Source organism: Zarconia navalis LEGE 11467 (assembly GCF_015207075.1).
Taxonomy (GTDB): domain Bacteria; phylum Cyanobacteriota; class Cyanobacteriia; order Cyanobacteriales; family Geitlerinemataceae; genus Zarconia; species Zarconia navalis.
This window is the reverse complement of sequence record NZ_JADEXN010000097.1, coordinates 1-11,956: the sequence shown is the minus strand read 5'-3', so window position 1 is coordinate 11,956 and position 11,956 is coordinate 1. Positions and strand designations below refer to the sequence as shown.

At 50.6% G+C, this 11,956-nt stretch carries 10 protein-coding genes; 4 read left to right on the top strand and 6 right to left on the bottom strand.

Translation table 11 applies throughout. The features are described 5' to 3' along the window. Positions 1-394: 394 nt before the first annotated feature. The 3 genes from IQ235_RS07275 to IQ235_RS07265 all read right to left on the bottom strand — a co-directional run bounded on the left by IQ235_RS07275 (position 395) and on the right by IQ235_RS07265 (position 3,303). Entirely contained in the window at positions 395-811 is a 417-nt protein-coding gene (locus IQ235_RS07275) for a caspase family protein (RefSeq protein ID WP_264320821.1), read from the bottom strand. 312 nt (positions 812-1,123) lie between these two features. Then, complete coding sequence (locus IQ235_RS07270; protein WP_264320820.1) at positions 1,124-1,528, bottom strand: Pepco domain-containing protein; 405 nt, start codon at positions 1,526-1,528, stop codon at positions 1,124-1,126. Positions 1,529-2,592: 1,064 nt separating this feature from the next. Beyond that, entirely contained in the window at positions 2,593-3,303 is a 711-nt protein-coding gene (locus tag IQ235_RS07265; RefSeq protein WP_264320819.1) for a hypothetical protein, read from the bottom strand. Between the two features lie 278 nt (positions 3,304-3,581). Here IQ235_RS07265 and IQ235_RS07260 point away from each other — a divergent pair, with 278 nt between their 5' ends. Beyond that, complete coding sequence (locus IQ235_RS07260; RefSeq protein WP_264320818.1) at positions 3,582-5,012, top strand: FAD-binding domain-containing protein; 1,431 nt, start codon at positions 3,582-3,584, stop codon at positions 5,010-5,012. A 165-nt stretch (positions 5,013-5,177) separates the two neighbouring features. Here the strand turns inward: IQ235_RS07260 and IQ235_RS07255 are convergent, their stop codons facing one another. The 3 genes from IQ235_RS07255 to IQ235_RS07245 form a co-directional block, all read right to left on the bottom strand. Then, the gene (locus IQ235_RS07255; RefSeq protein ID WP_264320817.1) at positions 5,178-5,549 is read right to left on the bottom strand and encodes a hypothetical protein; all 372 of its coding nucleotides are present in this window, start codon (positions 5,547-5,549) and stop codon (positions 5,178-5,180) included. Positions 5,550-5,727: 178 nt separating this feature from the next. Then, on the bottom strand, positions 5,728-6,570 hold the full coding sequence (locus IQ235_RS07250) for a M56 family metallopeptidase (RefSeq protein ID WP_264320816.1): 843 nt from the start codon (positions 6,568-6,570) through the stop codon (positions 5,728-5,730). Further along, on the bottom strand, positions 6,570-6,989 hold the full coding sequence (locus tag IQ235_RS07245; protein WP_264320815.1) for a BlaI/MecI/CopY family transcriptional regulator: 420 nt from the start codon (positions 6,987-6,989) through the stop codon (positions 6,570-6,572). Before IQ235_RS07245 ends, IQ235_RS07250 begins: the two co-directional genes overlap by 1 nt. Positions 6,990-7,390: 401 nt before the next feature. Between IQ235_RS07245 and petJ the strand changes: the two genes are divergently transcribed. The 3 genes from petJ (at position 7,391) to IQ235_RS07230 (ending at position 11,783) form a co-directional block, all read left to right on the top strand. Continuing rightward, positions 7,391-7,723 carry a cytochrome c6 PetJ gene (gene petJ, locus IQ235_RS07240; protein ID WP_264320814.1) on the top strand — a complete coding sequence of 111 codons (333 nt, stop codon included), beginning with the start codon at positions 7,391-7,393 and terminating at the stop codon, positions 7,721-7,723. A gap of 556 nt (positions 7,724-8,279) precedes the next feature. Beyond that, on the top strand, positions 8,280-9,692 hold the full coding sequence (locus IQ235_RS07235) for a protein kinase domain-containing protein (RefSeq protein ID WP_264320813.1): 1,413 nt from the start codon (positions 8,280-8,282) through the stop codon (positions 9,690-9,692). A gap of 99 nt (positions 9,693-9,791) precedes the next feature. Next, positions 9,792-11,783 carry a serine/threonine-protein kinase gene (locus tag IQ235_RS07230; protein WP_264320812.1) on the top strand — a complete coding sequence of 664 codons (1,992 nt, stop codon included), beginning with the start codon at positions 9,792-9,794 and terminating at the stop codon, positions 11,781-11,783. Positions 11,784-11,956: the final 173 nt, after the last annotated feature.

Sequence of the window (11,956 nt, the reverse complement as noted above, 5' to 3'; positions counted from 1 at the left end):
GCGTTTTTTTAAAGTTTAGCGGTTGGGATTGGAGCAAGCAACGCATTTGAAATATTCGGTGATTTCATGACATTGGGTGACCCGTAGGGGCGCGCGCATTTGGCAAGTCGCTTGGATACCTCCGCGAGAATCAATCGCCCAAATGCTTCGCCCACAGCCCCGTTTGCCAACACCCACCCACAGTGTTTCAGACTTTAAGTTACACATCGCGTGAGTTTATAAATTTTAAGGAAAGACCCGATGCATTATAGAGCGATTCTAGATGAGATGTGAGACTAGTTTGAGGTATAAAAGCAACACCGCAACATGCAATACACACTAGCGGAAAAGGATTGGACGTTTTTCTTCAGAGTAATAAAAACGAAGACAGCTTCTCTCATCTCATTTGGAATTGCTACATACCACACTCTGCAAGTCTCGGAATAACAAGCCATAACGCACTCCAAATATCGACACCTCTATATCGATTTCTCAACCACTCGAATGAAGCTTGCCCTCCGCCCACCCTTCCAATCGTCGGTAGGTGTCCTACAGGAGAGTTTAGATGCCATGAAAGCTTAGACCCAGCGCTCATGTTTGCTTTCTGTTTACCTTCCTTCGCCAGTTGCCGGAGAACGCGCCGCAGGTTGTTGCGGGTGGGGCGCAGACTTTTATCGGGGGCATCGTCGGTGAAAGACAAAATGCGATCGAACTTTGCCTCGTTTTGGAGAAAATCCCCCACAGCACGAGCATCCTGCTGCCCGTAATCGAGGGGAGAGAGGTAGTCGTATTGGTTGATGCCAATGGCAACTGCCCAGTTTTTTGCCGTCATTTAGCCGTTAAGTTGCAAGCGTTGGAGAGAAGATGGATAAAGATGCAGCTACCTTAGATGAATTCTGACACATTTGCGCTGAAAACAAAGGAGAGGAATTTAGTAGCAGCCATTTGTAGGGTGGGCAGTTTTTCGGTGTGATTTTACCTTGACACTGACCATCGAACTGCCCACCCATCCCGACTGAGTTCTACGAAAAAAAAATGCGGTGGGCAACGGCAGATTGATTCTTGAGGGGAGAAAATCGATGCGTTCGCCTTTCCCACCCTACAGCTCATTGTCAATTGTCAATTGTCAATTGTCCATTACCCATCACCGCTTTTTCGGCACGAGTTTGAGCTTCAGACTCGTGGTTCCGGCAACGCCAGCCCCCAATCCCAGCACGCTCAGGGAGCCGTTAGCGGCAATCCCCAGGGAAACCTCCACTTCTGCCAGCTCCACAGATTGCAAGTCAGCTTGGGTCGTCGCTCGATTCACGGCGCGATCGAGAGTTTCGAGAATCCCGGCGAGTTCTCCTTCGAGATGTTCGACGCTCACCTGATGGAAGCTCAATCCCTCCGGAGCGCTGTCGGTGGAAGTTTCAGCAGTTTTGCTGTCGTCGTCCCAGTAATTGGAGGCAAGTCCGATGGGGTCTTTGCGCCCCGCTTCTGGCTTGGGGGTTGGGGAAGACGGACTGGCGGTTTGGGCGGTCACGATTTGAATGGTGTTTTTTGACATGGTTGGGTTCGATATTGCTTTCGATCTGGCGATTCTTGGTATGTACGGTAGGGGTAGTGCCCCTGTGCAGTGGTGTCAACTTAAGGTAATTTTTGGTTTGTCAATGACGCTTGATTCGTCGAAAAACCCGGCACGCGCGGGGGTCTCCCCCCAACCCCCCCGTCGGGGGACGAAACGCCTCCCGGTCGCGCTCGCCTGTCGAAGTGCCCCCTGCCGTACAAGAGAGAAATCGTTCGAGCATGGGTTTGATGGGGGTTGGAGAAAAGTACTTGACAATCGATGAAATTGCGTGTCTTTGACACCACTGTGCCTCTGTGCTTACCCCTTGCAGTTGGGTTAGTCGGGGGAGATGACTGGCAACTCTCCTCCCGTTTTCAAGCCCGACGAACATCAATCTGGTCATCCCACATCAATTCTCTGCTGACACCGAATTTTTTCGAGAGATTTTTCAAAATGATTTCAGTTCTACAATCTCCATCTCCGAAAAACCACAAATCAAGCGAATCACAAACCCAGATTATTTTTAAGCTCGGTAAGATTTAAAATTTTTATAGATCGAGGAATTTTACCGCCAAAAATAGGGCGATCGAAACCTCGAATTTTCAAGGTCTCCAGGATGTGGTAGAATTCAGGAAACAAGGGCTTCTCGTGTCTATTTTTCTCCTCATCGGCATTTTGAAACCCGAAAAGTACTGAAACTACGTCAAAAATGAAATGCGATCGCTCGAAACTAGCCGCGAAGAAATTCTCTTCGCGATCGAATCTTAGTGTGACAATTTAGCTGGGTGGCATACGCAAGCAACCAAAAATATTTTTTTGTGCAGTCATCTTACCGATTCGATCGTCCACCGACGATTCTAGATGCTAGAACATCAATCCATACAAAACGAGAAGATCCCACTCTACCCGATTACCCCGACTAAAAACATTCACCTGCAAGGCCGGGGAGACCGGGAAAAAAATACACAGTATTTCTGGTGTCCGCGCCTTGGTTAGCGATTGCGATCGCCATTCGCGGACATGACATCTCCCCATCTCCCGTCTGACCCGACTCCCAAAGCCCATTATTCCGAAATCGCACCGGGCACAAACGACTCGAAAAATTGAGCCAGATCGAGATCCTCCGAAATCGGTACGGTTTGTTCTACTCCCAAAAGATACAAACGTCGATCGATCAGGTAAACTCGAAATGTCGTCTCCGCATCCGGGGTACTCAAGCGGATTTCCCGACCGGGGCCGGAACGATCGCTCAACTGGCGATCGCCAGTCAACTCCGCTCCAAATCCAGACACCAAAGCATCCCGCACCTGAGCTAAAAGCTCCGATTCCCTGACATTCACCGCATCGGGGTAGTCGCCGTAAGCCACCAAAAACGACTCTTCCTCTTGTTGTAGAGTCACTCCCAGCAACTCTAGATCGGCCGCCGGAGTGACAAGAATCTCCGGGTTAGGAGTTACCGTTGGAGTTCCGGGCATCGCCACGGCGAATCGTCCGTTGTGGGAGGTGATTTGCCGCCATCCTGAGGTAGAATCATCGATGGTCAGCAAGTCCGGATCGTTTTCTCGATCCTCGTTGAGTCGTTCGATTTCCCGATTGAATTGTTCTTCTCCATCCTCAAAAAAACTGGGATCTCCGGGACGATATTGAGCCGTTGCATCCGGGATATTACGGAGAAGAATCGACAAAAACGCTATCCCCACCATAGTCGTTCGCATTAAACCGAAAGACCGTAATTTTTGAAAAATTTCTAAATTTAAGTAATTTGACGGTTTCATTTTACCTCCTAGGGGCTTCATCATTAATTTTACGTAACGTGCGATTTTCAAGAGAGTATTTTTCGATCGGGAAAACCGGACAGAGAGCCAAATCTAACTGTTCGTTCCGAAATAGAAAATCGAGTTGTATGTATCTATCGCCAAGATTCAAATACTGCAAAGGGGTGTCGGAGGCAGTTGCACGCCGCGTTAAGTTGCAATATTGACCGTCTGGGTTGTCATCCACTTGCTTTTATAATATCCAGCCCACCTTGAAGTATTTCCTACAGTCATCACCTATGGTCGATCTAGTTTTATTTTGGCATCGACGAGATTTACGAATCTCAGACAATGTCGGTCTAGCTTCCGCTCAACAGCTTGGTTCCAGAGTCGTCGGTCTGTTTTGCCTCGATCCCGATATCTTGCAACGGGACGACATTGCCCCGGCGCGCATTAAGTATATGCTGGGGTGTTTGCAACATTTGCAGCAAGCCTATGCCCAAGCCAACAGCCAACTACTGATTTTGCACGATCGACCTTCACAGGCCATTCCCGATCTTGCCACCGCTCTTAATGCCGAAATTGTCGTTTGGAACCGGGATGTGGAACCCTATGCCAAAAGCCGAGATCGGACGGTTTCGGAAGCCTTGCAACAAAGTGGCATTGCCGTCCAAACCTATTGGGATCGGCTTCTTCATGCCCCCGGCGATATCCTGACAGGCTCTCAAAACCCCTACACGGTATACACCCCATTTTGGAAAAACTGGAGTCGCCAACAAAAAGCCGATCCACTACCCTCCTTAGAAAAAGCGAGGGGACTCACCGCTGCCGAACTCGAAGCTGCGGAAAAAGTTGGTGCCGGTTCTCTTCCCAGTGCAGAAGGTTTGGGTTTTGTCTGGGATGCTCCCTTACCTCAAGAACCTGGGGAAATTGCGGCCCGAGAAAAGCTGAACCAGTTCGTCGAGAGTGCAATTTTCAAATACAGCGAACGGCGTAACTTTCCAGCCGTTGATGGCACTGCGGGATTGAGTGCGGCGTTCAAATTCGGAATCCTTGGAGTTCGTACGGTATGGGCACAAACCATTGCCGCTGAAGGACGCTGCTACAGCGATGAAGCCCGCGATAGCGTTCGCACTTGGCAGCAAGAATTGGCATGGCGGGAGTTTTACGAACACGTTATGTACTTTTTTCCCGAGCTGGCAGAGGGCCCTTATCGACCCCGATGGCAAAATTTTCCCTGGAGTGACGATCGCGATCGCTTTCAAGCCTGGTGCGAGGGACGCACGGGATACCCAATTGTGGATGCGGCGATGTGCCAACTCAACCAAACGGGATGGATGCACAACCGATGTCGGATGATCGTTGCTAGTTTTTTAACTAAAGACTTAATCGTCAACTGGCAGTGGGGAGAACAATACTTCATGCAACATTTGGTAGATGGAGATCTCTCGGCCAATAACGGGGGCTGGCAGTGGAGTACCTCGAGCGGTATGGACCCCAAACCCCTGCGGATTTTCAACCCAGCTTCTCAAGCCCAAAAATACGATCCCGAGGCAGAGTATATTCGACGTTGGCTGCCACAATTGAAGTCGGTAGATACCAAGTACTTGGTAACGGGACAAATTCCTCCAGAGGAACTCGATGGGTTAGATTATCCTGCCCCAATTGTCGACCACAAGCAACAGCAGCGTTATTTTAAAGAACTCTACCAGCAGACTAAAACGACCTAATTTGAGTGATGAGTGGAGAAGCATCGCAAGCTTTGCAATTTGGAAGAACTTGGCTCACTCTATTAAAGCCAAGTTCCTTCTCCCGCATTACGATCGGAGCGTGTTTTCCTTAAAAGGACGGCGATCGCCAAATCAAAAAATTGGGTTGAATCTTATTCCCGTCACCTACTCCACCGGAAGCCCTAATTTTAAGTTTCCCCCATCTCGGTACGGCTCGAATTCAAGCCGCAGTCTCACGTCGTCTTCGCCGATGAGAGTCTCGAAAACGGAATCGTTATAAAGAATGTAGGGAGTCGTCTCGGTCAGAAATCGCGCTCGAAAATTCGTCCTGCTGGTTTCGGGCGGAGTAGCAAAGGGGTTGGGAATTTGGGGGACGATACTATCAACTTCCCGCGTGGTTGCGCGGGGGACATCGTTGACGGTGTCAACGTCTTCGAGGGTTGGATTTTGTTGTCCCCGAACTCCCCGATCGAAAATGGTCGTTCCGATTAACATCCATCCTCCTAGGGCGATGGCGATCGCAAATCTTTTATTCATCCTGAATGCCTCCACCGAGATTCATACCGAGTATTGGGTGCCGCTCTAGTTTTTTGGATTACCCATTGTTTCAATCCTAAGTCAATCGACCCTGGAGTTCGATAGAGACTTTACATATCTTGTTCGGACTCCCCTGGTGGCTCGTTCGTGGGAACGCATTGCCAGACAGCCGATCGTTCTAGGTATGAAACGGTACGACCAGTAGCGGTATCAGAGCAACCAGTAAACCCGCCCATCTCCATAGACTCGTTTTTCCCGACGCGCTAGTTTCATCGAGGAGGGCATCGATGCGTTCTTCCAGACGACTTTGGGGGGCCAGACAACTGAAAGCCGCACAGAAGCTTTCCGACTGTTCCAAAGGAGATCGCACGACCAATAGCAACGATTCAGCCAGTAATAGAGGGTCTACTCGCCGCGCGGCCCATCGATCTGCTCGTTTTTCTCGCAGCAACAGCAACTCCTGCCACCAGGCTTCCGTGTTGGGCAGCCACGCAGTACAGCGGCGAATCCAGCCCAGCCAGAAAAAACAGAAGGTATCGCGGTAATATACATGGGCTCGTTCGTGGGCGAGAACGGCTTCGAGATGCTCGGCATCTAGGGTTTCGAGAAGTCCCCGACTGACGACTAACTCCGGCTGCCACAGTCCAATCTGAGCGCTAAAAGCGATTGTCGAGTCGAGAAGGCGACCGGGTTTGCCGGCAAATGTCTGCTGGGGATAGGTGCGAATTCGCCTTAGCGATCGTCTTGCTTCTCGGGCAAGGTGGGCGAAAAACAGCACCATGAAGCCTAGAAATCCCAGGGCGATGACGTAACTCGGCCAACCGTCGATCCAACCGACCATGTTACCTTGAGTGCCCATACAGGCGATCGCGACCGCCGTTGCCACCAAAAGTAGGGGGGAAAATAGAAAGCACATCAAGGCTCGCTGCCACCGCCGACCGTCGTCGAGGGTATCGTTTGGCACCGATAGTCTCATCCCCCAAGCCAATCCCACGGTCGCCAAAATCATCACCAGATGCATTATCGTTCCTCCCTTGCTTGGCGCGCGGCTTGCAAACGTTGGGCGATCGCCTCTAGTTTATCGAGGCTGGCGCGATCGAGACTATCGGCAAAAGCGGCGACGACATCGGGGTTGCCCACCGCGAGAAATTTCTGCAATCGATCGTGGGCTTCGATGGCTTGAGCCTCTTCCCGAGAAATCAACGCCCGCCAGAGAAACGCTCGCTTTTGCCTGTCGCAAGCCAACCAGCCTTTTTGGGCGAGGCGATTGAGGATGGTGGTGACGGAGGCGTAGGCGAGTTCTCGATCGGGATCGGCAAGAATGCGCTCGTGGATGTCTTTGACGGTTGCCGAACCCAGGGCTTGCACGATTCCTAAAATTTCGGATTCGAGCGGCCCTAGGGAAAGTTGCTTGGGACGGTAATCTGGCAGAGAAGCCATAGATTGGGGAGCATCAATTAAATATTTCTATGGTGTATTTTACCCGATCGAAGAACGTCCTCCGATTCGTTTTCAGGATTTCTCTCAATTTTTCGGTTTTTGAAAATTTTAGTCTGGCGATAAATTTAGGAAGAAAATCCAGATTCGATTTTGATTACGAAAGAACACTCTCGATCGATAATCTTGCTATCAAGAATCGTGAAATATTTTTATCCTTTATTCGCGATCTTAACTTGACCGATCGTCCTTTCTACAAACGCCAAACACACATACATTCATTCTGTCATTTACCGGATCTTTGTCACAAAACTTTGAGTTTGACACTTTGTCGTTTGACATTTCTCATCTCATTGCTAACCATAACCATTGGATACGTATTGCCCAAAATGAGGAGAACCACTTTGAAAAAGCTCATTTCCGTAATTCTACTGGCTTTTGCTGCGATAACCTTGACCTTTTCTCGTCCGGCGTTAGCTGCTGATGCCGGTGCTGGTAAAGCCGTTTTTGCGGCGAACTGTGCAGCATGCCACCTTGGTGGTAAAAACGTTGTCAATCCCATGAAAACGTTAGCCAAGTCCGACCTCGAAAAATATGGTATGGACTCTATGGAAAAGATTGTTTACCAAGTCACAAATGGTAAAAATGCTATGCCCGCATTTCAGGGTCGCTTGAAGCCCGACCAAATCGAAAATGTCGCTGCTTACGTTCTCGAACAATCGGAAGCGGGTTGGTAACCAAGTTTAGCTTGATTTTTGCCTGAGTGCATCCGAGCTCGCCCTAAAAATATTAAGGAATAAGCTATGTGTTGTTCGCTTAATATTTTCGGGGCGAAATTTTTATTTTCAAGGCTGATGCAACAGCCCTAGATGTAGGTGCGATCGCGGGGAGTTTCTCGACACGATGCCCCCAAAAATCGTAGATGGCAGCTCTTTTAGTACGGGAAAAAGAATCGAAAGCTCATATACTGTGGGAGATCTGTTAAATTTCGACCGACACTTTGCAAGGTCATCGTTTCAGATTTTTTGCAACACTTCTCAGACCTGTTTTGTTTTGTACTTAGGGTGGCTCTATATCAGTCCTAGATTTTACGATTTGTCTTTATGATAAAGTTGTTGGTTGGAAAAACTTTAGATCTTTTCGAGAACTTAGAGGTAAGCCTTATTCTACCTAGACTCAGATCGAGTTTCTGGAGAGATATTTTGTCAACAATCTTTTAAAATAACAGGGATTGTTGCTGTCGAGCGCATCCTAGGTTAATGCTATAGAGACAGTGCTACCGATCTCGCCTCAATGAGTCATTGTCTGAACCCCCAGTGCAAAAAACCGCAAAACCCTAAAGATTCCCGGTTTTGTCAGAGTTGCGGTTCGCCGTTGCGATTGGGCGATCGCTACCGGGCCTTCAAACCGATCGCCGTTGGGGGGTTCGGTCGCACGTTCCTCGCCGTGGATGAGTATAAACCCTCTCAATCCCTGTGCGTTATCAAGCAGTTTTTCCCCGCCTCAGCCCATGCCGCATTGCCTAAAGCCGCCGAGTTATTTCGCCGGGAAGCCTCGCGCCTCGACGAACTGGGAAAACATCCTCAAATTCCCGAACTGCTGGCCCATTTCGAGCAAAACCAACAGCTCTATTTGGTGCAAGAATGGATCGACGGTCGGGATTTGGAAGAAGAGTTGAACGGGAACGGCGTACTGGAGGAAGGGCAAATTCGCGACTTACTCCTTCAGTTACTGCCGGGGCTGCAAATCGTTCACGATCGCCAGGTGATTCATCGAGATATCAAGCCCGATAATATCATTCGCCGTCGATCGTCCCCATCTCAAGCCGAACTGGTTTTGGTAGATTTTGGGGCAAGTAAAGTGATGACAGCCAACCCGAGTCAGCAAGCGGGAACGACCATCGGTTCTGCGGGGTATACCGCACCGGAACAGTTGCAAGGACGGGCGGTTCGGGCTAGCGATCTCTATAGTTTGGGAGTCACTTGCATCCGTCTGCTGACGGGGGTATCTCCCTTTGAATTATTCGATGCGACCGAAAGTCGCTGGCGGTGGCGAGACTATCTTACTCAACCCGTCAGCGAACCCCTAGGGCAACTTCTCGATCGATTGTTGCAGCCGAGTTTGAGCCAACGCTACCCTAGTGCGGTCGATGCCTTGCAAGCAGTGCGGAATTTGCCGCCACCGTCGCCCCCCAACGTCACGCCGCCACCGGCGAACCCCTCTTTATTTAATCGATTGCTGGGGGGAATTCCCCAGGCGATCGTCGGTCAGATCGCTCAGGAATTCGGGAACGCGAACGGCGCTCTTTCTTTTTACGATCGGGCGATCGCCATTAACCCGAGAAATCACAAAGCTTGGTACAAAAAAGGCAATCTGTACGTCGAACTCGATCGCACCTCCGATGCAATTTACTGTTACCGAAAAACCGTCGAAATTCAGCCCAATTTTGCTGAAGCCTGGTATGCGTTCGGACGTTTATCTTACAAATCGCAACAATATCGCCAAGCCGTTGAAAGTTATCTCAAATGTTTGCAATTTCAACCCGACCGACCCGGTGTTTGGTTGTGTTTGGGGGTAGCGGTGAGCCAATTGGGGGAAGACCGAGAAGCCCGACAGTGCTTGGAAAAAGCTCGACAATTACTACCCGATAATATCGAAACTCGATCGAGACTCCTGTGGGAGGCGTGGGAAACCTTGTTGAAGTAACGAAGTCGGCATTGGAGAATCTATCAAAGTCACGAAATTTGAGTAGCAGCCTTTGAAAGGACGGCTTATCATATACACATCGAGCTTGCGGATGAAACTATGAGCTACTGTTTTAACCCTGACTGCCCCACGCCTCAAAATCCCAGTGAAGTCGAGATATGTCAGAGTTGCGGGTCGCCATTACGGCTCAAAGAGCGCTATCGAATTTTACAAAAGCTGGGTGGAGGAACCGATCGCCAGACGTTCTTGGCCATCGATGAAGATCGACCCACCGACCCTCGATGCATTATCGAGCAATTTCTCCCGAACGCCGCACCTTCACCTGGAATAATCGATCGCTTCGATGAGTTGGGACAACATCCGCAAATTCCCGCTCTGTGGGCATCCTTCAATCTCGACGACTTTCGCTACATCGTTCGCGAATATATTGAAGGCACGAATTTAGAACAAGAATTAGAACTCGAAGGTCGGTTCTGTGAGGCACAAATTCGCGAACTGCTCGCTCAAGTCTTGCCGGTTTTGCAACAAGTTCGCGATCGCGGTCTCGTACATCGGGACATCCGCCCAGAAAATCTGATTCATCGCGAAGACGGATCGATGGTCTTAGTGGGGTTTGCCTCGGCGCAACCCGGCAAATACAAATATCCCAAGCAAGTCCAGGAAATCTCCGGTTCGCCCGAATATGCTCCCCCCGAGCAAATCCGAGGTCACGCCGTGGCTAGTAGCGATTTGTATAGTTTGGGAGTTGTTTGTATTCACCTGCTGACGGATCTCGATCCCTTCAGCTTGTTCGATGCCCGCACCGATCGCTGGATGTGGCGATCGCACCTGAAAAGCGCCTCGGGCAATAATCCCGTCAGCCGCCACTTGGGACGCATTCTCGATCGGCTTTTAGCCTATTCCCCCAAAGACCGCTATCGAACGGCCGATGAAGTTCTGCAAGACTTGAAGGCTTCTCTGAGTCCGGTTTTTCCCGTTCCCCAGCCGAAAAAATGGCAGTTCGCCGCCCTGGGCGTTACGGCAATGGCTCTGGGGATGAGTACGTTGCATTCCTTCCACCGCCCGACGATACCCCGAACGGCATTGCAAGCTCAATCCCCCGCTCCCACATTGGTTCCGCAGCCCCGGAAACTGCCTCAGAAGCCCTCATACCAACGGTCTTCTAAAGTCGCCACTCAAACTTTGACCTCTGGCTGGGGTTCGATTTGGTCGGTTGCGGTGAGTCCCGACAGTCGAACGATCGTTAGTGGGGGTGCCGACGGAACTATCCAAGTCCACAATCTCGATCGCGACTGCCTCAAATCCATGCCCTGCCAGCCCGATCGAATTTTACTCGGTCATACCGGTGCCGTTTGGGAACTGGCGGTGAGTCCCAACGGGCGTTTCCTTGCCAGTGCCGGTGAAGACCGAACCGTGAAACTCTGGAACCTGGAAACCGGTAAGCTCATCGATACCCTACACGGGCATACCGACGACGTGTATTCCGTAGCGTTTAATGCCAACGGTCGTACCCTCGCCAGCGCGGGAAAAGACGGTACGGTGCGGCTGTGGACGGTGGGATCGATCGGGCAGGCTCGTTTGCGGCGAACTCTGCGAGAGCATACACAGAAGGTCAATGCCGTCACTTTCGGGGCAGATGGTCATACCCTTGCCAGTGGGGGCACAGATGGTACGGTGATGCTATGGGATTCCCGCACGGGAGGCTTAAAATCAACGCTGCACCACAACACACCGGTTTGGTCTCTCGATATTAGTCCCGACGGTCGCACTTTGGCAAGCGGCGGGAAAGATGGCACGATTCAACTGTGGAACTTGAGTAAGGGACGGCGAGATCGAACCATTACAGCTCATCCCAAGTTGGTGCGATCGTTGGCATTTAGTCCTTCCGGTCGCAGCTTAGCCAGTAGCGATTTGGACGGGACGATTCAGTTGTGGAAGCCGGATTCCGGTCGGGCGATGGCAAAACTCAAACCTCACTCGGGGATGGCTGATTTGGCGTTTAGCCGCCAGGGACTGCTCGTGAGCGGTAGTTCGGATACCAAAATCGAGCTGTGGAGTCCTTGCGCCCGTCATTGGCAGTGGAAGCGATAAGTTAGGAGTCAGGAGCGATCTGTGAATTTGACTCGATCGCGGTTTTTGGAATTGAAGGGATCGAGTCGAGGCGGAATCGCGCCTGTCGACCTCCACGGGTTTCGGGGCAGCAGCTATTTCTGAATCGGGGGAGAATGGGTCAAAGCTTCTGCTTTTGATAAATGTCGGCTTAT